Annotated in this window: 15 protein-coding genes; 5 read left to right on the forward strand and 10 right to left on the reverse strand. The window is 47.0% G+C overall.

Translation table 11 applies throughout. From position 1 onward, the window contains the following. Positions 1-483 precede the first annotated feature (483 nt). On the reverse strand, positions 484-5,955 hold the full coding sequence (locus QUB20_RS19585; RefSeq protein WP_333248621.1) for an AAA family ATPase: 5,472 nt from the start codon (positions 5,953-5,955) through the stop codon (positions 484-486). 408 nt (positions 5,956-6,363) lie between these two features. Here QUB20_RS19585 and QUB20_RS19590 point away from each other — a divergent pair, with 408 nt between their 5' ends. Together QUB20_RS19590 and QUB20_RS19595 are read left to right on the forward strand one after the other, a co-directional pair. Continuing rightward, on the forward strand, positions 6,364-6,690 hold the full coding sequence (locus QUB20_RS19590) for a hypothetical protein (RefSeq protein ID WP_333248619.1): 327 nt from the start codon (positions 6,364-6,366) through the stop codon (positions 6,688-6,690). A 161-nt stretch (positions 6,691-6,851) separates the two neighbouring features. Continuing rightward, positions 6,852-8,117, forward strand: coding sequence for an FAD/NAD(P)-binding protein (locus QUB20_RS19595; RefSeq protein ID WP_445299421.1), 1,266 nt, complete (start codon positions 6,852-6,854; stop codon positions 8,115-8,117). Between the two features lie 218 nt (positions 8,118-8,335). Here QUB20_RS19595 and QUB20_RS19600 read toward each other — a convergent pair whose 3' ends face one another. The 7 genes from QUB20_RS19600 to pilM all read right to left on the reverse strand — a co-directional run bounded on the left by QUB20_RS19600 (position 8,336) and on the right by pilM (position 18,603). Then, positions 8,336-9,829, reverse strand: coding sequence for an NAD(P)/FAD-dependent oxidoreductase (locus QUB20_RS19600; RefSeq protein ID WP_333291590.1), 1,494 nt, complete (start codon positions 9,827-9,829; stop codon positions 8,336-8,338). Positions 9,830-10,170: 341 nt separating this feature from the next. Beyond that, positions 10,171-11,439 carry an aminotransferase class I/II-fold pyridoxal phosphate-dependent enzyme gene (locus QUB20_RS19605; RefSeq protein WP_333248615.1) on the reverse strand — a complete coding sequence of 423 codons (1,269 nt, stop codon included), beginning with the start codon at positions 11,437-11,439 and terminating at the stop codon, positions 10,171-10,173. A gap of 15 nt (positions 11,440-11,454) precedes the next feature. Further along, positions 11,455-11,745 carry an HU family DNA-binding protein gene (locus tag QUB20_RS19610; RefSeq protein WP_006634837.1) on the reverse strand — a complete coding sequence of 97 codons (291 nt, stop codon included), beginning with the start codon at positions 11,743-11,745 and terminating at the stop codon, positions 11,455-11,457. A 722-nt stretch (positions 11,746-12,467) separates the two neighbouring features. Then, positions 12,468-14,870 carry an AMIN domain-containing protein gene (locus tag QUB20_RS19615; RefSeq protein ID WP_333248613.1) on the reverse strand — a complete coding sequence of 801 codons (2,403 nt, stop codon included), beginning with the start codon at positions 14,868-14,870 and terminating at the stop codon, positions 12,468-12,470. 475 nt (positions 14,871-15,345) lie between these two features. Further along, a complete protein-coding gene (locus QUB20_RS19620) occupies positions 15,346-16,143 on the reverse strand; it encodes a pilus assembly protein PilO (RefSeq protein WP_333248610.1) in 798 nt (265 codons plus the stop codon). Beyond that, entirely contained in the window at positions 16,140-17,039 is a 900-nt protein-coding gene (locus QUB20_RS19625; protein ID WP_333248608.1) for a PilN domain-containing protein, read from the reverse strand. The genes QUB20_RS19620 and QUB20_RS19625 overlap by 4 nt, the downstream gene beginning before the upstream one ends. A 469-nt stretch (positions 17,040-17,508) precedes the next feature. After that, positions 17,509-18,603, reverse strand: coding sequence for a type IV pilus assembly protein PilM (gene pilM, locus QUB20_RS19630; RefSeq protein ID WP_333055140.1), 1,095 nt, complete (start codon positions 18,601-18,603; stop codon positions 17,509-17,511). Between the two features lie 174 nt (positions 18,604-18,777). On the opposite strand from pilM, the gene QUB20_RS19635 reads away from it, so the two are divergent. The 3 genes from QUB20_RS19635 to QUB20_RS19645 all read left to right on the forward strand — a co-directional run bounded on the left by QUB20_RS19635 (position 18,778) and on the right by QUB20_RS19645 (position 21,398). Further along, the gene (locus tag QUB20_RS19635) at positions 18,778-19,014 is read left to right on the forward strand and encodes a hypothetical protein (protein WP_333248605.1); all 237 of its coding nucleotides are present in this window, start codon (positions 18,778-18,780) and stop codon (positions 19,012-19,014) included. A 142-nt stretch (positions 19,015-19,156) separates the two neighbouring features. Continuing rightward, positions 19,157-20,440: a sugar ABC transporter substrate-binding protein gene (locus QUB20_RS19640; protein WP_333248602.1), complete on the forward strand. Its 1,284-nt coding sequence runs from the start codon at positions 19,157-19,159 to the stop codon at positions 20,438-20,440. 382 nt (positions 20,441-20,822) lie between these two features. Next, on the forward strand, positions 20,823-21,398 hold the full coding sequence (locus tag QUB20_RS19645) for a Uma2 family endonuclease (RefSeq protein WP_333248599.1): 576 nt from the start codon (positions 20,823-20,825) through the stop codon (positions 21,396-21,398). A gap of 158 nt (positions 21,399-21,556) precedes the next feature. Here QUB20_RS19645 and QUB20_RS19650 read toward each other — a convergent pair whose 3' ends face one another. Continuing rightward, positions 21,557-22,009 (reverse strand): Imm30 family immunity protein, encoded by a 453-nt coding sequence (locus QUB20_RS19650; protein ID WP_333248597.1) that lies wholly within the window; start codon positions 22,007-22,009, stop codon positions 21,557-21,559. Continuing rightward, positions 22,009-22,263 (reverse strand): hypothetical protein, encoded by a 255-nt coding sequence (locus QUB20_RS19655; protein ID WP_333248595.1) that lies wholly within the window; start codon positions 22,261-22,263, stop codon positions 22,009-22,011. The genes QUB20_RS19650 and QUB20_RS19655 overlap by 1 nt, the downstream gene beginning before the upstream one ends. Positions 22,264-22,396 lie beyond the last annotated feature (133 nt).

Below are 22,396 nucleotides of genomic sequence, written 5' to 3' on the forward strand. Positions count from 1 at the left end.
ACGAAAATTCAGCTAAACTCGTCAGAAAGATTGGTCTGAGTTATGAAAGTGGCGGGGGAACTCCGTCACTCAAAAAAGCCTTTGAAAAAAAGGAAAAAGAAGCCTGCGGTCTAACTGTACCCAGTTGACCGTCAGGTTAGTTCACCTCCACAATCTGAGTAGCATGATAGCTGCTTTCATTTCGGCAAGGTAGAGGCTTAAAATCTCAAGGGAACTCTTGACTCAAAACGGGCACAAAAAAAGGGGAGAGTGTTGGTAAAGCGGGCGGTTGGAAACCGCTGTCTCAATCACGAATAAGGTGCGGGCTGATGATGGGAAAATTAGCCTCGATTCTTTGTTTTCCAAGTCCGTAGTCGCCAGTTTCTAGCACGACAACCCCTAGCCTGTTGCTCGTTCCCCGTGCCCAGTTTCCTGTTTATTCTAACAACGTGGCTTGTCATTTCGAGGGTCTGCTAATTGCCCTCAAGCCTTACTACAAAAGGCTCACACCGGAATAGAAATCACAAACTCCGAACCCTGGTCTAAAGAAGAATTCACCACTAATGTACCTCCATGTTTTTCCACAACAATTTGGTGGGCGATCGACAATCCTAATCCGGTTCCTTGACCCACAGGCTTGGTTGTAAATAAGTGGTTAAAGATGTTTTCCTTGACTTCGGGCGACATCCCCACTCCATTATCCTTAATCCGAATCACAACCTGATTGTTGTCTTCGCTCAGAGCAGTTTGAACCGTGATTTGATTAGGTAGGGCTTTAATTTCACTAAAACAGCGCCCCTTATTTGACTCCTCCAGAGCGTCAATGGCATTAGCCAGCACATTCATAAATACCTGGTTTAACTGTCCAGGAAAGCATTTCACTAGGGGCAAGTTACCATACTCTTTCACAATTTCAATGGCAGGGCGGAACTCGCTGGCTTTTAAACGGTGCTTGAGAATTAGCAGAGTGCTTTCAAGTCCATCGTGAATATTGAAAGCAACTGGTCGATCGCTATCTGCCCTGGAAAACGTTCTCAAACTCGTACTGATATTGCGGATGCGATCGACTCCCTCCTTCATTGAACCAATCAATTTGGGCAAATCTTCTCGCAAATACTCCAAGTCCATATCTTCAATTTCTGCTTCAATTTCTCCTCCCGGATTAGGAAATTTTTCTTGATACAAATCAATCAAATTGAATAAATCCCCCACATATTCTATAGCCGGTTGCAAATTTCCCGCGATAAAGCCTACGGGATTGTTAATTTCGTGGGCTACCCCTGCGACTAAATTTCCCAAAGCAGACATCTTTTCACCCTGCACCAATTGCAACTGCATCTGTTTGAGATCGTGGATAGACTGTTCTAGTTTTTGGGCATATTCCTGGGATTGTTGATACAGTCTGGCGTTTTGTAAGGAAATTGCTGCTTGGGAGCACAGGATGTTGAGGATGGCGACGCGATCGCCCGTGAATACCCCAGTCGCTAAATTATTTTCCAAATACAAAATCCCCATCATTTTCCCTCGCTCGCTGATCGGAGTGCAAAGCACGCTCTGAGGTTGGTGGTGGATTATGTAGGGGTCAGATGCAAATCTTGGTTGATTGCTAGCATCATCAAAAATAAGGGTTTCTTTTGTACGTTTGACGTAGTTGATTAGGGTGAGAGGAATTACTTCGCTCTCCTCAACCGGAATTGATTGCAGAAGGCACTCTTGGCGGTTTGTGCAGTGGACGTTTATCCTCCAGTTTCCCTCTTCATTCAAAATTAATGCTCCGGTTTGTGCTCCGGCATTCTTTACCACCACTTGCATGAGGGTAGTGAGCAATTGATCGAGTTTAATTTCGCTCGATAGAGCTTGAGAAGCTTTGATTACTGTCGGCAAATCTACTAAGCCCCAACTGCTGGTGCTACCGATAATTGTTCTATTCGTGTTAGATAGGGATGATTCACTATGGGTCGATGTGTGAATTGTTGCGCTCGGATTCTGGCGAGTTCGCTCCTGTTGCAGGATCACAGCAAGCAATTGGGGATAACGCTGTTCTAAATGGTCAATCTTTACTTTTGCTCCCCAACGAGCGTAAGCATAGTAAGCATCAATTAAATAAGGTTTTGCCAGTTTTTCTTTACCCCATTCTAAATAGAATTTAGCAGCGAGTTCGTGAGCTAGAGCTTCCTCGTTGAGGTATTCGTTTTCTTTGGCGAGGGCGATCGCCTTGTCGTACATCTCAAGCGCTTCTATTTTTTGGTTTAAAACCCGATGCCGTTCTGCCTCTACTAGATAGAATTTATGCAGATGATTCATGGGGGCATGATGCGCCCATTTCTGGATTTTTTCTTGATTAGCTTGTACTCTGTCAAGAACTTCCTGTTGCTCAGACTCTGGAGTATCAGAATACACCGCCAACCTCACTAGAGAATCGTAGAAATAGAAGATGGCAACAGTTATCTGCCCTGAAGCTGCGCTCAAATAACTTTCTATTTCAGCGATATTTTTAAAGGCTGCCGGGTAATTTTCAAACAGATAAGAAAGCACAAGTTTGTGCAAGTATAAGTAATGAATTCCCAGGTAGTTATTGGTTCGATGATACAGTTGCAACATTGTCTCTTCGTCGTAGGCTTCTCCCTTTAAATGGCATGGGTCTTGCGCTCTTCCTATCAAGTTCAAAACGGCTTGCCAACAAATTTTTAGATAAGAAAGTGCTGCTTCCTGGTGAATTTTACTAACGGCATCTGCGTAGCTTGCTATCTCTCGTTCGAGTTGCGTTAGTTGCTTGCCAATAAAATACGAATAATAACTGTATTCATAGATAGCATAGCCAGCAAATTCTAACTCTCCAGTTTCCAGCCCACAAAAATAATCTGACAGCAAAGGTTCTAAGGTGTTTCTGAGGTGTTCTTTCCAAGGTTGAATACCAGAATGCACCATTGCGGATGTCTTCGCTTGGATTTCTGTGGCATTTAATTTTGACACTAGACGTAAAGCAAGTTCGCCTAATTGATAGCCCCGCTCAATATCTCCCATGCCACAGAGAAGAAAACTATATATGGCAAAAGCATAGGGAGACAAAGAAGCATTGCCATATTGGACAGATAAGTTGACCTGTTTGCAAATTACCAAAGGCGCGAGTGGCGGCAGCGCTACGTAGGCAGGAGAAAATAGGCTTGACAGAATCGTTATAGTTGCTAGTTGTTGAGGATCTGTCATCAGAGGGAGATCGATTAAGTCCTCAGTTCCCTTTCCGCTCAAAATTGACGCGGTTTCTCCTAGTGCCTGTCCAATATCAGATAAATTTGGCTCGGAGGGAAACTCTACCCCCAACTGCTTTAAGACTGGCAACCCTGTATTCAGCGCTTCCTGTAGCTTATATTGCGCCATATAAGCTTGTATCTGTACTTCATATACCTTCACTTTTTCCAATAGCGTTTTGGCGCAGCTTTCCACGACTGATGCTAATGTCTCCATCCGGTCAAAGTCACCGCTTAGATATGCCGCTTCTGCTGCTTCGGTATGCAGCGCTAATGTTAGTTCGTATTGATTCTCCCAACTATTTACTGCCAGTAATTCTGTGCCAATATTTAAATATTCAACCGCAGCAGCATAGGCAGTAGCAGCTTTAGCTTTCTTTCCGGCAACCAGATTTAACCGTGCTAATTGACCCCTATCTAGCTCGTGGGTAATTAGATTTACTCCCATATTCAAGTGGTTGACAATATCAAACATTTTTTCTTCTCGATCGGCTTCGGGCGTATTCTTTAACAGCAGTTGACCGATTTTTAAGTGAGTAGAGCGCTTTTGGTCTTCAGGAATGAGGGAATAGGCTGCTTGTTGGACGCGATCGTGGAAAAATTTGTATTTAACTAATTGGTCATTGTTAACTGGTAATTGCTCAGATTCTTCTCCAGTGATTGATTTTGATAAACTGTTACCACATTCTTGATAAAATTTATAAACATCGCTAACTGGTAAAATCAACCCTTCTTGCAATGCTTTCCACAAAGCTGTTGCTGTTTCTGTTGGTGAATTTTCATCAACAATTGCTAACGTAGCCAAATCGAACTGATTGCCAATACAAGCAGCTAACTTTAACACTTCCTGTGTCCGGGCTGGCAGCTTTCGCAACTGAAGTGCCATGAATTCTAGTACATCATCCGTTAGAGCCAAGGTTCGGACTCTAGCAATATCGCACTGCCAATACCGAGCTGCAAAATTAAATTCAATTATCCCATCTTCATGCAAAGATTTGAGGAATTGTGTGCTAAAAAATGGATTGCCTTTGGTTTTCTGATAAACGAGTTCTGTCAAAGGCTGAGCCAACGCTGTAGAACAAGCTAAGGTATCGGCAATCAGACAATTCAAATGGAAGTGCTCAAGCGGATCTAGAGTAATGGTGTTTACCGTAGCTCCGGTTGTTTGAATGTCGGCTAATGTTACCATCAAAGGGTGTGCAGGAAAAACTTCGTTATCTCGATACGCTCCAATTAAAAAGAGATAGCGCCGATCGCGATCGCTCGTCAGGAGTTGAATCAACTTCAATGAGGCTGAGTCTACCCATTGCAAGTCGTCTAAGAAAATAACGAGGGGATGTTCTTTAGTGGCGAAGATAGAGATGAAGTTCTCGAATAACCGATTGAAGCGATTTTGGGCAGCACTGGCGACGAGTTCTGGTGCCGGGGGTGGCGAGCCAATAATCCGCTCTAGTTCGGGAATTACCTCAACGATTACCTGAGCATTTTCGCCCAATGCTGCCAGGATTTGAGTCTTCCACTCCTCAACTTTAGCATCGCTTTCCGAGAGCAATTGTCCCATTAAATCGCGAAAAGCTTGTACAAAAGCTGAGAAGGGCTGGCTGCGCGCAAATTGGTCGAATTTGCCTTTGATGAAGTAGCCACGCTGTCTCACAATTGGTTTGTGAACTTCGTTGACAACAGCGGTTTTACCAATGCCGGAGAAACCGGCAACGAGCATCATTTCGGTGCTGCCGGCACTCACGCGCTCGAAGGCCGATAGCAGGGAGAATACTTCGGTTTCTCTACCATATAATTTTTCTGGGATGATGAAGCGATCGCACAAATCTCGCTCCCCTATTTTAAAGTTAGTTAACCTCCCTGTCTCTTTCCACTGGAATAAACAAATTTCCAAATCAAACTTGAGTCCTAGGGCGCTTTGATAGCGAGCTTCAGCATTCTTCGCCATCAGTTTGCTGACAATCTCCGACAGCACCAATGGAACGCTCTGGTTTAAACTTGAGGCTGGGAGGGGTTGTTTGGCGAGGTGGCAGTGTACCAAATCCATTGGATCGTCTGTTTGGAATGGTAACTTTCCTGTTAGTAATTCGTAGAATGTGACTCCCAGCGAGTAGAAATCTGTGCGGTAATCAATGCCTCGGTTCATCCGCCCAGTTTGTTCGGGAGATATGTAAGGTAAGGTGCCTTCAAGCACGTTGGGATTTTGAATTTCTTGGGTTTCGCGCGGTAGCAGGGAAGCGATGCTGAAGTCAATCAGCTTGACTTGTTTGCTGCTGGGGTTAATGAGAATGTTGGCAGGTTTGAGGTCTTTATGGATGACGTGGTGGCGATATAGTCCGTCGAGCGAGTTGGCAATTTGAATGGCAATGGGAAGAAACTCGCTCACGGGCAAGCCTTCTAGGGGTTCGTTGCTCTCGGATGCTAGATTAGTCAGGTAGCTACATAAGGAAATTCCGCCAAAGTCTTCCATCACCAGAGCATAGTGGTTATGGTAAGTCTCCAGGCTGTATGCCTTGACACTGCCGGGGATCTCTAAGTTTTTAGCAATGACATATTGGTTGCGGAAGTGAACCAGTTCGTTGAAGCGGGGAAAGTCATTTCGCAGCAGCTTGATCACTACGGGCTGCCCATTTGAACACCGACAGCCGCGATACACTAGAGTTCGAGTGCCTGCGTATATTTGCTCGTTAATGTGATATCCTAGAAAAAGATTTTTTATGCTAGCCATATCTACGTATTCCTACTGCTTCTGTCAACTCTAAAACTTCTTATAGTTGATATCTACTATTGTCCCTCTATCTGCCTTGCTATTCCTTAATTACATTTTTCTTAACATATTGGGGAGTTCAAATTATCACAGAGGGATTTTAAAAACCCGACTTAATATTTTATGTAAGAGCTGTTAATACTTGAGTTGAGACTAAGTAGAAAATGACTTAGCTAAGGCTGATTGAACGATCGCAGTTCATGGAAGAGGAACTTAAGACGTTAATCAGGTACTTAAGAGTATTTTTGAAACCGATACTTGAAGGAAAACGGCTTCAAGCATCTAATATCTAGTTTAGATCATAGTTTAATCTCATGAGTAGAATGCGGCAGGGCCTGGATTTAAAGCCGGAAGCAGAGAAAATCGAGTTTGTTCGCCAGATTGCGGATCAGTTGGGATTCGCCCGATCGCAAGCTGAATTATGTGCCCAGATGCCACAACAAGTTGCCTCCTCTGAGAAGTGAATCAGGCATTAAATGCCAAAGTTCAGAAGCGGACAATGAAACTAGCCTCAGTCAATCAGGCACTGCAATCAGAGATGAGGGTTCGTTAGCGATCGAAAGCGGGCTTTGGCAATTGAGACAGCGCCACAGGCTGTCAGCTAAGTTTTTTTTACAAGTTTTTTACTTATATCGTTACGCCAACGGACGATTGCCCGGAAACTTTCCGATCGCGGTTTTCATTTCGGTGAGCTAAAAAACCCGGTTTCTGAGCGTCGTAGTGCGTCCCTGTCGGGGCAGAAACCTCTCATCAAGAGGGTTTCTGAGCTTTTGCGTATCATCCTGTCTCTTTTTGCGGAACAGAAATCCTGCTGGTTCTCGAAAGACGTAAACTTGAGGCTCGATCGACCTATAATAATGAGAATTGTTATCATTCGCAAATCGGCAATTCTCATGCAAGCGAACTCAGAAGCCACGCCGCCCCAAATTGATTTAGCTTTAATCGGCGCTGGGCCCCACGCCCTGACTCTTACTGCACACATATTAAAAAAACGCAAGAGCCTCCGGGATAAAATTTTAGCATTCGATCCGAGCGGCGAATGGCTGACTCAGTGGCGGAGGCAATTTGCAGCTTTAGAAATTGGGCATTTACGATCGCCCGCAGTGCACCACCCCGATCCCAACCCTTACGAATTGCGGAGGTTTGCCGAAAATCGCTCCTCGGAATTGTTTCCCCCCTACGATTTGCCCGGAAGTCGGTTATTTGAGGAATTTTGCGGCGACACAATTAAACGGTGGCAATTGGGCGATCGAGTTATCAAAGCAAAAGTAACCCGCATTCAGCCGAAATCCGGCCGTTTCCACCTGTGGTTTGAAGACGGAAAAAGTGCGATCGCCCGCCGAGTAATCGTCGCCGCCGGCAGTGGAAAACCGCATTTACCAGCGTGGGCAAATCAAATTCAAACACAGCATCCCCCCGAAAGAATTCGCCACTCCCATCAAGTAGATTTGCGAAATTTGCAATTGCACGGAGAACAAATATTAATTGTCGGCGGCGGACTAACCAGCGGACATTTAGCAGTAGGAGCAATTGCCAGAGGAGCCAAAGTCCTGTTAATGACTAGGCGCTATTTCCAAGAAAAACTATTTGATGCCGAACCCGGTTGGTTGGGGCCAAAATACCTCAAAGGATTCGCCGCCGAACCAGATTGCCATTCGCGTTGGGAAACCATTCAACAAGCCCGCAACGGTGGCTCGATGACACCGGAAATTATGACACAGTTGCGGAGGCTCTCCCACAGCGAACAACTGACATTTCACGAACAGTGCGAAGTTATTGGCGTTCGGTGGGAAAATAACAGATGGACTGTTGATTGCAGCGGTGGGGAGACGTTATTTGTCGATCGAATTTGGCTAGCAACCGGCACCAAACTAGACATTGCAGCCGAACCAATGTTCAAAGAAATGCTAGAAACGCATCCCATTGAAATAGTTAAAGGTTTGCCAGTCTTAGACAAACACCTACGTTGGCCCGGATGCGAATTATTTTTGACTGGTGGTTTAGCGGCGCTGCAAGTGGGGCCAGTCGCCAGAAACCTTTCTGGGGCGAGAATGGCCTGCGATCGCATTGTACCGGCGATCGTCAAATCCAGCATTGCACTCTCGCCCGCAATAATTAGTTAGCAGTCATTAGTTCTCAGTGAGTAGTCATCAGTTATTAGTTAAGTTGTGGTACATTTAAATTACATATTTCCCTCGACCTGGGAGCAACGGTCAACACCTTGTTATATTATTTATTGACACACAATTTTAGGGCAGAGTGAGTTGATTAGCAAATTACTTTTTAATTGTGCGCTAAGCATATAAATTTCAAAAAATCCTACTACAAACATTGGATTTCTTTACTGATTCCAATACCTGCGCCAGTGAAACAAATTCTCCCATAAATTCCGCGAAAAAGTATTTCTGCCCAAGCGCTGCGACTCCCAAACAGCAGCAGTTTGACCGCTAATTTCCGAAAAACTAGACCAAATATAAGGAAGTTGGGCGATCGCCTCAACCTTCATCCCGTGACGCACAGCCAAAGCGATCGCGTGAATCAACTCAGCAGCTTGCGGCCCCACAATGCTCGCTCCCAAAATCTCCCCGTTGCGACGCCCGACAATCTTACAAAAACCAGTTGTATCCCCGGACATTTGAGCTCTTTCAACATTCTTGAAATATTCCCGACAAACAATCAGATCGTCTCCAAAACGACGCCTTGCTTGCGCTTCAGTCAAGCCAACCCTCGCCAATTGCGGGTCAGAAAAAATCGCCCAAGGAATCCCGCGATAATCTATTTGAAACAGCGGCAAAAACAAAGCATTTTTCACAGCAACTGCAGCTTCGTAATTAGCGATGTGAGGGAACGGATAACCCCCAGCAACATCGCCGATCGCGTAAATTCGGTGATTAGTTGTTTGCAGCTTTTCATTTAAAATCACCCCCCGATCGCTGAATTTAACCTTAGCCGCTTCGAGATTTAACGAAGAAAAATTGTGTCCTCTACCCGCAGCCAGAAAAATCTCCTCAGCTTCGATCGCCCTTGGCCCAGCTTGAATCCACTTTTTACCATCAATCACCCTAGCTTGAGTCACCTCAGTAGCAGTCAGAATCCGCACTCCCTCAGCTTCCATTCCAGCTTGCACCAAACCAGCAGCCTCCCGGTCTTCTTTAGCCAAAATGTGCGAACTTTTCACCACCAAAGTGACAGCAACCCCCAAGCGAGCAAAAGTTTGAGCCACTTCGACACCGCTGGGATCTGCGCCGATTACAGCCAAACTTTTAGGCAACTGGGGAAGTTTTGCTAATTCCCCAACAGTTTCCGAAGTAAAAAAGCCAGCAGACGAAAGTCCTTCAATATTGGGAATCGCCGGCAGAGTTGGACAAGCTAGCAAATAACAGAGCGATCGCAATTTTCGCCCGCCCACAACAAAAGCCAAATCCGGTTTCGCAACAAACTCGCCGTTGCCAAAAATAACATCAACCCCGCGAGTAGCCAAAAGGCCGAGAGAATCAATTTCTGACAAATTAGAAACAACATCATCTGCCCACTTTAGAACCCCGTCAAAGCGCAATTTGAGTGGCATAGAGGAATTCGCGACTTCCCAGCGAACTCCCAACTGCTGGCGGCTGATCTGCTGAGCAAAACGAGCAGCCTCCCTCAAAGTTTGGCTGTATCTCAAACCAAGGTCGATCGACTCTTTCCCCCCACTCGGCAAATCTTGGGAATTACTTAGCGGTTCCACCAAAGCAACGCGGGCCGGGAAATTAGTTGCAGTCAAAGCAGCATAACGTCCGGCCGGAGTTCCACCAATAATCACTAAATCATAGTCAAGCATAAATAAAGAAGTCAATCGATTTTAGATTTTAGATTTTAGATTTTAGATTTTAGAATTGAAGCATTGACCACGGATAAATACGTTCGGCAAGTTTCATCTGATACAGGTTTTTTATTTCGGGACGGATGAATCACGTGGCGGGTATCCTGGATGCGGGAATTGTCAGTAGTCATTAGTCATTAGTCAGTAGTCATTAGTTAGTAGTTTAGGGCGATCGGCGCGCGGGGTCAGAAACCCGGTTTCTGCCTAGATACTTCGCTGCAAAATCCAAGATTTATCAGAGAAACCGGGTTTCTTGGGTAGGTGCGCTCGAACGACCAATAAAATCGGTTTATCAACGGACAACTGACAACTCACTACTGACTAATGACTTCTTTAAGTCCAGCAATCAACCGCAGATTGTCCGCCCTTGAGCGCACAGCCACCCGAAAAAACCGATCGCCCAACTCAGGAAAACTCAAACAATCCCGAATCAAAATCCGGTGTCGTTCCAACAGACTTTTTTGAATCGAAGAAACCGACATCGACGACTCAACCAACAAGAAATTAGCCGCCCCGGCAATTGGCTGCAAACCCGGCAAATTAGCCAAACCCTCAAATAGCTCTCGGCGAGCAACAGGCAGCCAATCCCAAGTTTGCTGCTCAAAAGCCGCATCTCGAACCACAGCAGCAGCAGCAGCAGCAGCCAAAGCATTCACAGGCCAAGGATCGCGCAGTAACTGCCAGCGGCGCAGAATATCGGGATGGGCGATCGCGCAGCCCAACCGCAGTCCCGGCAGAGAATAGAATTTAGTGAGCGATCGTAAAATCACCAAATTCGGAAACTCCTCAACAGCATCGATCAAAGTTTCCTGCTCAGAAGGCGGTAGAAAGTCCATAAAGGCCTCATCCACCACCACCATACCTAACTGCTTCACATAAGGCAAAATCGCCTCCCTAGCAAACAGCAAACCCGTAGGATTGTGGGGGTTGTTCAGTAGCAAACCTCGTCGAGAGGGGGCATCGAGAGCAAGAGGAACTGGGATACGAAAAGAAGGGGAGACAAGGGAACCGTTAGAAACCGACAAATCATCCGTTACTAACCGGCTTCCTGCCCCAACGTCCAACAATTTCAGATCCAACTCAGATGTTGCACCATTTTCAATTACTTGTTTAGGAACAGGCAAGATGCCTGTTCCACCAGAAAATTCCTCTCTTGTGGAATGGGCATCTTGCCCATTCTTGACAATGGTGCAAGATTTAAGATCCAAAGGGCATTTGAGCACCTGCGCGCCGAAAGCCGAAAGAGCCCGCGAGTAATCGCCAAAAGCCGGAGTCACCAAATAAGTCGCCTCCAGCTTCGACAAATCCCAAGCCGCCCAAGTCAACAATTCCGCCGAACCATTCCCCGGCAAAATCCAATCCCGGTCAACATTCAAAGCCTCCCCCAAAGCAGTCCTGAGCTCCCCATAATCTGGGTCTGGGTAAGCCGTCAGACTGCTCAAGTGAGCTTGAATTGCAGCCAGTGCCGACTCAGGAGGGCCCAAAGGACTGATACTCGCAGAAAAATCGACAATAGCAGAGGCAGGGCAGCCTGCCAGTGCGGCTGCCCAAGCTAAATTCCCACCGTGTAAAGGTCTAATCAAGACTCAGTTTGCCAGCTATTCTGCGTTTTTCGGCGGTGCAACTCTGTCCTTAAACAACTTCCCTGCGGAAAATGCAGGAACTCTGGTTGCCGGGATTTCCATCTTGTCTCCAGTTTTGGGATTGCGACCCTCGCGGGCCTTGCGTTCCCGCGACTCAAACGAGCCAAAACCGACCAGCGTCACCTTGTCGCCATCGGAGACAGCTTCCATGATTGCTTCCAGGGCCGCACTCAAAACAGCATCTGCCTGTTTTTTCGTCACGCTAGCCTTTTCCGCCACTGCATCAACCAATTCACCTTTGTTCATTGCGAAGTCCTTCTCGATTTGCAAAATTACGTTAAACAGAGTTAGTTCAACTATTAGCTGTGAGTTATCAACTGGATTGAGGTGTGGATTGGGAGGTTTGGGTGGTTCCCGATTGCTCCCGTCCGCTTCCCCGAATCACAACTCCTGCTGAATACCAATTACCCTAGGGTAATTGGTCAGAAAAGGAATTTTTGTTTCTAACTGCTGAAAACCCCACAGCATCTAATTTTCACTGCATTATTCTAAAGTCTTGCCGACCGTTATGGATCGGTGGAACCTTTAATTTATATGGAACTGGCTAATTTTTGTAATTAATCCCAAAATTTAGGTAAAAAAATACCACCTTGGAGACAAGATTTCTCGCCTCGGTGGATTTGCAATCTCAAAAAAATAGAAATAGAAGGAATAAAATGTAATTTGTCAAGGGCTAAAGGAAAACTTTTTTCCTTCTTCCTTCTTTCTTTCCCCTTTCTTTTCCCCGTGGGCCAGGACTGTTTCATTCTCCCGAAACCCGCCAGGGACTCAAGTCCCTGTCTCATAGCTGAAGTCGTCTGAAGACGACTGAAAGAGTGATTGATGGTCCTCTTGCATAGGACTAATGAGTTCTTTAGTCATCTTTTAGAGGACTTTAGCTTTGAGGCAGGGGTTTCAACCCCTGTCGGACTGTCGGACTCAGGGGAAAGAGCGTGGAAAGTTGACACCCATGTCTTCTTCCTTCGTTCCTACTGTCTCGGCTGGACTGGCTGACTGCGCTGCAACAGTTGGCGCGCGTCGGGACTGATGCTGTTTTGGTAGCCAAAGTTCGATCGATCGCTATCATCCAAAATCTGCGGAGTCAGCAATACAATCACTTCCGCCCGCTGGTTGGTCTTATCAGTGCTCCTGAACAGCGAACCAATTATCGGCAAATCTCCTAAAATCGGAATCTTCCTCGCTGTAACCCGGTCTTGGTCGCGGATAATCCCCGATAAAATCAAAGTCTGACCGTCCCGCAGGCGAATTAGCCCCGACTGCAAAGAGCGCCGAGCCAGCAGGGTGATAGTGTTATTTTCTCCTGCGCCAGTGCTCAGGGGTCTGTCCGGGCCGATCGCACTGACGATTGGGTTGACTCGCAGAGAGACAAAACCGTTATCGTCGATGCGATCGATCGCCACTCCCAACTGCAAACCGGCCTGACCTTTTTCTGCCGTCACCGTTCTGGTAGTTTGACCTGCTGTTGTCTGCGATTCCGATCGAATGTTAGTAACCACTTCTTCGGTGATATCCACATTCGCCGTTTCCCCTTCTTGGACAACTAAAGTCGGATCGGTCAGGATTTTGGCATTCTGGCTAGTAATACTTGCTTGCAGGTTAGACAGAAAACGTCTTGGATATTGGAACAGCGGGAACAGGCCGAAGTCTGCACTTCCTGAGCCTGTCGTCGATCCAGGAATGTAATCTGTAATTCCAACTCGCCTGGGGTCATTAGTAACTGGGGCTGTCGGCTGGAGGAACACACCTTTGGCGGGGCCTTCAAGACCTTGACCTGTAAACGGCACGATACGCCGGCCGTTCGCATCGTAGAAAGGCGTGTCCCTGAATTCTGTGGGAATGTCTCGGTTCTCAATAATCGGCCGATTAGCTATGCCACTAGTTACAGCGTCGCTATTGGGCGGATTGATGCCGCCAAAATTGACGATCGCCGCCCCGCCGTCATTGACAAAGAAACTGTCATTAATCCCGAAAGAGAAGCTGGTGTTACTGACGTTGTTTCCCGACAAGTTGATATCGATCACCTTGACGTTGACAGCGACTTGACGGCGGCGCAAATCTAGCTGTGTCAAGAAAGCCACAGCCATGTCCACTTTGCGCGGGTCTCCCACCAAAGTGATGGAATTGAGCCGAGAATCCGCCAGCACCGACAGTCCCCTCAGCAACAGCGGCCCCGTGCCTTCCCTAGCGCCGATCGCCTTAATGTCGGGTTCCCGAATTTCCACATCCCGCGCAGCATTTCCCTGGCCCACGCTTTGAATAGTCACGCGAGTAATCGGCAGTTGAGTTTCCGCGCCTTGAGCGCTCAAAAAGTTAGCTGCATCCGTAGACCGAACTTGATTGAGCCGCAGAGTCCGAATGATAATATTGCGTGAATCGATCGGCAAGCTCGTCCCTACAAAAATCGTCCGCCCCTGGCGGTTAGCTTGCAGTCCGCTGAGCCGCAGCACGTAATTAAAGACATCTTGCACCGACTCATTTTCGATGTCCAAAGAAATCTTCGGCCCTTCATCTGACCCCGATACTCCTGGCTGACCAGGCACTGCGGGCTGGCCCGGTTGAGCAGGGGCCCCGCCGCCTGTAAAAGCAATGTTCAAGCCAGCAGCGCGGGCCAGCAGAGCCAAAACGTCCCGGACTGGGGCATCCCGCAGCACCAAGCGGGGGATGCGTTCTCCCGAACTCAGTTCAATATTTCCCACGCCGGGGGCGATGTTAGACACCGCGATATCTCCCAAGGGCGGAGCCACTGCCCGCGGCTGGAAAGGCGCAGCCTGATTGCTTTGGGATTGTATTTCGCTGGGGAGGGGCGGGCGATCGTTTCTGGTAACAGTAACTTCGGGATTTGGCAGCAGCACGCCTGGGTTTTGCGAGGTGCGGACTTGGGGAGCCGGCGGGGGAGCTGTTTGGCTCAGCGGCAGTCCCGGAGGGGGCGGGGGTGGAGTTTGGGCAGACTGTGCTGTGCCACCTACTCCGGCAACGCTGAGGACGATGCTTTGGCCTTGTCCCGGAACAATTTGTCCGTTGGGAACTCCGTTGGTGCCGGCTACCACAACGCGGATGCTGTTAGCCTCTACCTGGCTGATTTCTACTGAAGAAATTCCCGGAGCGGGGTTATCTTGACGGAAGCTGTTGCCTTGTGGTAAGCGGAGCTGGGTGTTGATAATTGTGGCTTGGTAAGTATTGCCGTTATTGATGGCGAAAACTTGCGGGCGATCGCCCTTTTCTGTAGCCAGAACAATATTTACGCCATTATTACCTTGACTTACTTGCACTCCTGTTACCTGAGTCGGCAATGCCAAGACTGGGGCTTGGGCGATCAGAACTCCTGCAACGCTGCATAAGAGTCCTCCACTTAACCGTAGATGCTGTTTCACGTTCTCTCCTCCACTACAATTTGTTATTTGTTGTTCGCAGTCTTTTGTCGCTAGCTGCTAAACTGACTAAAATATTCTCGCTTCGAGCCTTTTTAAAGGAAGAAGTTATGCCCTTTTCGATGTTTAATTTTCGATTGGGAATAACAGATGACATAAGGGTTAGAAGCTATCCTACAGCAATCCTCGCATCATTTGTGGATTTCTTACTTCCTCCCCTAACAAATGGGAGGTTTGGGGTAGGGTAAAAAAAATACGACTCCTGCAAGGATTGCTATACAGTTCCATTACTTTTTGAAACTGGTATTAGAAGAAATTAGATTTTAGAGCCAATTTTTGATTGCCATCTAAAAAATATTTTTCTGACCTTCATACTTTTTTGACTTCTACCTTCAATCTTTCCATTTCAAACTTCTGCCTTCTGACTTCTTGTGAAATAGCGAGTTGGGAACAATAGCTAATATCTGCCAAATAATAGCTACTTAGCACCAGGACTCGGAGCCGGAGTTGGCGGTTTTTCTTCTTGCTTTAGCGGCAGCAGCGCGTGCAAGTCAAAAGCAGTTTTAATTTTAGTTGGCGGTTGCTCCACAGGAACTATTTTCCCTTTCAAAAAATCAACTTCAATTGGCTGATTTGATGCTAGCAATTCAGATTTCAAATTCCTAACTACCAACAGCGACTGCATCAACTCCAAGTTACGCATAAAATTGCGGGTTTGATCAAAAGTGCCTTCAAACTCTACCTTAAATTTTTTGCGTCTGAGCTTGCCAGCCAGGGACGCCCCGAAGGAGCTATCGGCCAGAATATCAGGGTCTGGAGCTCCCGGCGTGGCGGTTGCTGTTGCTGGCGGCATATCCGGCTCAAATTTGGTAATTTTAGCCTTGAGGTCATCTCCTTGCACGCCGGCGTTGATTCTATTAACGAGTTGGGTCATGTCAAGCAAAAGCGTGTTGGCGCTGGCGTCGCTGGCAAACATGGCCGTGACGTTGGCCCGGCGCTGTTTTGCTTCTTCTTGCTTGGCTTCTGCTTCTGCCTTTTTTTGAATTTGAGTTTGCAATTGCACTTGCGTTTGCTTGCTTTCGCTAAGTTTTTGCTTGAATTCGCCGCTTTTTTGGAATTCGGGAAGTACGAACTGGTAGCCGAGGCCGCCAGCAATCAGGAGCCCGAGAACCGCGATGCCGATTGCTTGGACTTGGGGTGTCAGCTTAATGCCGAATATTTCCTGACCCCCTGTTTCTTCTGCTTTTCCGCTCTGAATAAACTCTGCTGATGTCATGGTTTTTTCACCTCTGGTTTTTGTGGTTCTAGCACTCCTTTTTCTTGAAGTGTTTCTATCCGTATTGCTAGCCCGTCTGCCTGCTTGCTTCGCAGCTCGGGGAGCAACTCGGAGGCACCCGTCGGGCTGAGCGTCGTTTCAATTTTATATTCCACCACTGGTCGCAGTTTGGGAAGTTCTGCTGGTGCTGCGTTTTGGTTACGCACTTGTAATTGTGCGGGGTTGTTTTTTAATGTGGCCGCTATCAGTTTGGTATCGGTGTTAAGGAAGAAGGGAGAGCGCTGGACTAGCAACATAAAGTCGTTAACTTGAGCAAAGGTACTGGCTATCCCTGAAATTTGCACTTTTGATGCCTGCTGCGGGACGACGGGGACGGCAGGTGCTGCCGGGGCGGGGCTGGCTGCTGGAGACGGACTCGCCCCCGGAGAAGCAGCGGGAGTTGGTGGGGGGGGAGGAGGAGGTGCTGCAACGGGGGAGGGACTTGGGTCGATTTGCTCGATTTTGCCAATTTGCACTCCGGCCGGAGTACGGGCACTGAGGTCTTGCAGCATCGCCGACCAAGGTTTAATTTGGTCGAATACTCCAGCTAATGCTTTGTATTCGGCGGTAACTTGGTCGGTTTCGGCGTTGATGGCTTTGATGGTGTTGGCTTGAGTGTTTAACAGGGCCAGTTCTGTGTCGATGGTTGCTTGTTGTGCGGCCAAGTCGGTATTTTCCTTAGTCGCCCACCACCAGGCGCCCATGACTGCGGCGTTGATGCCAAAGGCAAACAGCACTGCCCCATATATGGGCAGTTGGTCTTTGGCTCCACCGGAACTTTTTTTAGCTGGGCTTTTGGTTGCAACGGGTTTGTAGTCGGGACGGTCGTTGAGAAAATTAATATCTAGGCTGTACATGGCTTCACTCGATTTTATAGCAGAAGGAAGAAGGCAGAAGGCACAATGTAGAAGGTAGAAGGCACAATGTAGAAGGCACAGTGTAGAAGGTAGAAGGTAGAAGGCAGAAGGCAGAAGGTAGAAGGTAGAAGGAAAAAGTGATCTACCGCTAATGTTTCAGCAATTAAGAAGGTACTAACAGTCTTGGCTGTTGCTATAGATTTAAATTAGAAATTTTAGATTTTAGACAGAACCCAAGATTGCTGGTACAAGTGAAGGATTTATTTAGGGAAGAAAGAAACAACTTTCTGCCTTTTACTGAAGGAAGGGGCTGCTTCTACCTCAGATATATTCTACCTTTTACCTTCTACCTTCTACCTTCTATCTTCTACCTCCAATATTCTACCTTCTGCTTTCTGCCTTCTTCTTTTGGAAGGGGTTTTTACCTCAAATTCTCAAATCGGTTTTTCTCTCATCTAAAACTGTTAGGTCACATAACCTCCCTTAGTCCTAAACCTAGGGCGACTCCTAAACCTGCTCGCTGTTCTGGGGTAATTTCTTGGCTGATTTCGACTCCTAGGGTTTCGATGGGATCGACTTGAGATGCGGGCAAGCTTAATCTTTGCATAAAAAATTCGTCTAGTTTGCCGATCGCAGCTCCCGGACCCGCTAGCAGTAGTTGCGCTACTTCGAGTTCTTCGCTCTGGTTGAGGTAAAAGTCTACTGAGCGGCGCAGTTCGTCTGCTAGTTCTCCCAATACTTTAATCATCGCATTTGTTCCCGGATTGGCGTCTCCCGATGCGCCCATTGTATCTGTGACTGGCAGGGTCATGCCTTGCAGTTCGCTGGTGTCTCTGGTTGGTGGCAGGTTCATGGCTTGGTTGAGGGCGGTCTGGATTTGGTAGGTGCCGATCGGGATGGTACGGTTGAACTGAGGTATGCCGTCCACTACTATAGCTAACTCGGTGCTGTCAAATTCTATGGCGGTGAGAACTGCTGCTTCTTGGGAGGAAAATTGTTGCAGTTGTTCTTTGAGGGTGCGGATTAGGGCAAAACTGGTTACTTCTAATACGTCTATAATCAATCCGGCTTCTTTGAATGTTTCGATGTATGTGTCGGTAACTTCTCTGCGGGTTGCTACTAAGACGACTTGCACTTTTTCTACTCCGTCGTCATCTACAAAAAGGCCTATTTTTTGATAGTCTACGTCGGCGTCTTCTCTAGGAAATGGCAAGTACAGTCCTGCTTCTGCGTTCATGTAATCCCGCAGTTCTTCTTCGTTGAGTTCTGCGGGAACTGGGATGAGGCGGATGACTGCTTCGCGGCCTGGAATGGCTGTGGCTACTCGCTTGGCTTTGATTTTGTTGTCCGTGAGGACGGTACGTATTAGTTCTGCCATTCCCGGCGGATCGACTATTTGTCCTTCTTGTACATAGTCTTCTGGAACTTCTATTGAGGCTAGGATGCCTAATTTTAATGCCTGAGCTTTCTTTTCAAGCTGAATGATGTTGATGCGGTCTGGGGCTATTTCGATCCCGATTCCTGGCTGGCGTTGGGAAAGTAGACCTTTGAAAAAGTTAACCATGTGATTGGGTCGCCGATAATTGCTATTTTTTTCTTTTGTAGTTGGCCAGCCTGATTCAGCGCGCAGGCGTGTTGGAGGGTTGGTTTCCAACTGCAGCCAGAGTGCTGTAATCTCGGTATCCCGCCTTCTTCTGCACAGCTCAGTCTGTGTTGCGCGATCGCTAGTTCCGATTTTATGCTATCCAATTTACTTGACAATAGCTATTCTGCGGAGAATGTCAATAAATTCCAGCTCGATCAACCGAAAACCCGCCGATTCTGCACAAAAACCGACTATCTCGCTCCTGAACCCAGGTACAAAACTCTGTTACTGACTCATGAGCGCTTGATTCGGGCGATTCCCTGCGGGATAGCTTCGCCGCGCGTGCCTTTGTCTGACAAGCGAATTTCAAAGGTGTTACCCGCCACGTGATTTATCTCGCGCAAGTCAATCCTTGCATCTCAAATCTAAAATCCTTGCGTCCCCCGAATTAATCTCGCGCAAGTCAATCCAAAATCTAAAATCTAAAATCTAAAATCGAATGACGGTTCCCATAACTCTCAAATTTTATTCTATGAAACGTAAATCTTGGCAACTTTTTGCTGTTTTTGGGCTGGTGGGGCTGCTGCTGGCTGCGGTGGTGAGTTGCAGCAAGCCGGCTGTTAATTCCCAGGCAAATAATACGCAGGAAATCGAGTTCTGGACTATGCAGCTTCAACCTCAGTTTACTGAGTATTTCAACAAGACGATCGCCGGTTTTGAAGCGGAAAATCCGGGGGTGAAGGTGCGCTGGGTGGACGTTCCTTGGTCGGCGATGGAAAGCAAGATTTTGGGGGCTGTTTCGGCGAAAAATGCGCCGGATGTGGTGAACCTAAATCCCGATTTTGCTTCGCTGTTGGCGGGGCGCAATGCTTGGCTGGATTTGGATTCTCGAATTCCGCAGCAAGTTCGTGAGCTCTATCTCCCAAATATCTGGAAAGCTAGTGTACTCGACGGCAAGACTTTTGGCATTCCTTGGTATCTCACGACTGGGGTGACAATTTACAATACGGAGTTGTTGAAAAAGGCTGGAATTGCTAAGCCTCCTGCTACTTATGCCGAGTTGGCAACTGTGGCGAAGCAGGTGAAGGAGAAGACTGGCAAGTTTGCTTTTTTTGTGACTTTTGTGCCGGAAGATTCGGCGGAAGTTTTGCAATCTTTTGTGCAAATGGGTGTACCTTTGGTGGATGCTAAAGGCAAGGCGGCTTTTAATACTGCTAAGGGCAAAGCTGTTTTTCAGTATTGGGTAGATTTGTACAATAACGGACTTTTGCCACAGGATGTTTTGGTGCAGGGACATCGCAGGGCGATCGAGCTTTATCAAGCTGGGGAAACTACTTTTTTAGCTTCCGGGCCTCAGTTTTTGAAGGCGATTGCTGAGAATGCTCCGAGTATTGGTGCTGTTTCGGCTGCTGCGCCTCAAATTACGGGGGAAACAGGTAAGAAGACTGTGGCGGTGATGAATTTGGTTGTGCCCCGCGACAGCAAGCGCCCTGATGATGCTGTCAAGTTTGCTTTGTACGTGACTAATTCTCAAAATCAGTTGGCTTTTGCTAAGGCTGCTAATGTTTTGCCTTCTACGGTTGAGGCTTTGCAGGACGATTATTTTAAGACCGTTCCGACTGATGCTCCTGCTGCCGATCGAGCTCGGGTTGTTAGTGCTTCTGGGTTGACTTCCGCTGAGCTATTGATTCCGCCTTTGAAGGATGTTAAGAAGTTGCAAAAGGCGATTTATGACAATTTGCAGGCGGCAATGTTGGATGAGAAGTCGGTAGACCAAGCTGTGGCTGATGCGGCTAAGGCTTGGGATCAAAGGTAGTTTTTTATTGAAGCTGGGGCGGGATTTTTTTTGATCTCGCCTCTTGCTTTTTTGGGCGAGTTGACATATTATTTAATAATGGGAATCTGTGCCGCCATATATAAGCTTTTAAGTTATTATCGAATGATGAAATTACCGCCTCTTCACAACGCGGAGTCCGAGGAGAACTCTGGATAAGTCAATCTCGACTATTTTAGAGGTAAATGTTTGTTGATAAGAACGATCGCTCATCCCAGAAACCGGGTTTCTTTATCCCGTGCGATCGCCTTTCTGAATGCAGCTTGATTGATGATTTCTACAAAAATAGCCTAAATTTCTCAAATATTCAGAAATTTGACTTGTGTTAAAATCAAAGCTCAGATCGGAATAGGAGAAAATTCTTATGCCAGCGATGACACTCAAAGATTTAAACCAAGTTCAAACCCTTTTTTCCGAAGCGGGTTTAGATTACAAAATTGAACTAGAAGACGGGAGACTTTCAATTGTGGGGCCATCCGACATCGTATCTAGTGAAATCAGTAGTATTTTGATTCGCTTGCTGGGTAACTGGGTTTACCCCCGTCGCTTGGGGAGAGTCTTTGACTCCGCAGGCGGTTTCATCATGCCGGATACGAATGTCAAAGCACCGGATGTTTCTTTCGTGCGCGCCGCCCGATTGCGCCAAAGTCCGCGTTATTTTGGAGAACTTGTCCCGGATTTGGTGGTGGAGATTAAATCTCAGATCGATCGCATTAAGCCTATAGAAACCAAAGTTTTGAAGTTTATAGAACTGGGTGCCATCGTCGGAATCCTGATCGATCCTGATGAAGAAACAGTGACTATTTATCGCTCTACAGGTGAACCGACTGTTTTAGGAAATGGCGATATCTTAACAGTAGCAGAACTTTTTCCCGGTTGGGAATTGCCCGTTTCAGAATTGTGGCCTCCTATCTTTACGGAGGAAGAAACACAAGGTTAAAGAAAAAACAGCGTGAAGCGAAGCTATCTTCCCGCAGGGGTTCCCGTTCCCCGTAGGGGTTCCCGTAGGGTAGGGTAGGGAATCGTCCACTCTACTTATCGAGGTTTTCCTTCATCGCGATCGCACTTCCAAATATTCATCAGCGGTGGAAATAAACGCTAATGAACTTGTCCAGCTAGCTCAATCGGTGAATCTTGATGCGTCAATCGATAGGCAGCACTTTCTTCCAGCAATTGTCGAATAAAATGGGGGCTGTGAGCGTTAATTGAATGTAACAGATTTCTATACAATCGGCAGGCAACCTCATCATTCAAAATCCTACTGTGGAGTATTCTTGTCCAATCAGAGGCAACAACAATTAATTGTGGGATGACACGGATAAATGCTTGTAACTGCTGTTCCATTTCAAAAGATTCTAAAAAATGAATTAGGCTAAACATGACCTCCGGCTGTTGGCAGCGATCGTCTAAAATCAGATGTAAATCTGGTAAATGTTCAATCTCAGGATGCTTCGCAAATTCCGCTAAAGCATTTTCAAAAGCTGTTACTTCTTCCGTGGATCGCATTAATTTATTAGCGGCCAAAATGGTAATCCAGCTATTTTCCTTCATCACCTATTTACTCCCTTTTCAAAAACGCCCAACCAAGCTAACTTATTTGACTGGATAACTTGCTGTAAACTGCGCCTAATTTGTGGCGTGTAAAGTCCCTGACGGCGATAAATTGCTCGCGCATCGCTAATTTCTCTAGCTAGTGCTTCCCTTGGTAACAAGCTGAGATTCGGAGATTGTCCGTAAGAGATAGTCTGGCGATGACGGCCTCCTTTACCGGGCAAAGGGTGTTCCATCATTATAGCAATACCCATTTCTCTGCTGTAACCAAGAACCTTTGCTCCCATGAATCCATTAGAAGGAATGTGATGTGGTGTCAGATTATCGCCTCTTCGTCCAGCTTTAAGCAGGTTTCCGTAACATCCAACTGCGCCTTCCCCTGGGAGA

Origin of the sequence: Microcoleus sp. B4-C2 (assembly GCF_036705265.1) — a bacterium.
Classification (GTDB): domain Bacteria; phylum Cyanobacteriota; class Cyanobacteriia; order Cyanobacteriales; family Microcoleaceae; genus Microcoleus.

Coding starts and splice junctions, on each gene's coding strand:
- QUB20_RS19585 (WP_333248621.1), bottom strand. CDS start 5,955: ATGGCTAGCATAAAAAATCTTTTTCTAGGATATCACATTAACGAGCAA.
- QUB20_RS19595 (WP_445299421.1), top strand. CDS start 6,852: ATGAGAATTGTTATCATTCGCAAATCGGCAATTCTCATGCAAGCGAAC.
- QUB20_RS19610 (WP_006634837.1), bottom strand. CDS start 11,745: ATGAACAAAGGTGAATTGGTTGATGCAGTGGCGGAAAAGGCTAGCGTG.
- QUB20_RS19620 (WP_333248610.1), bottom strand. CDS start 16,143: ATGACATCAGCAGAGTTTATTCAGAGCGGAAAAGCAGAAGAAACAGGG.
- QUB20_RS19625 (WP_333248608.1), bottom strand. CDS start 17,039: ATGTACAGCCTAGATATTAATTTTCTCAACGACCGTCCCGACTACAAA.
- pilM (WP_333055140.1), bottom strand. CDS start 18,603: ATGGTTAACTTTTTCAAAGGTCTACTTTCCCAACGCCAGCCAGGAATC.
- QUB20_RS19635 (WP_333248605.1), top strand. CDS start 18,778: ATGCTATCCAATTTACTTGACAATAGCTATTCTGCGGAGAATGTCAAT.
- QUB20_RS19640 (WP_333248602.1), top strand. CDS start 19,157: ATGAAACGTAAATCTTGGCAACTTTTTGCTGTTTTTGGGCTGGTGGGG.
- QUB20_RS19645 (WP_333248599.1), top strand. CDS start 20,823: ATGCCAGCGATGACACTCAAAGATTTAAACCAAGTTCAAACCCTTTTT.
- QUB20_RS19650 (WP_333248597.1), bottom strand. CDS start 22,009: ATGAAGGAAAATAGCTGGATTACCATTTTGGCCGCTAATAAATTAATG.
- QUB20_RS19655 (WP_333248595.1), bottom strand. CDS start 22,263: ATGGGTATTGCTATAATGATGGAACACCCTTTGCCCGGTAAAGGAGGC.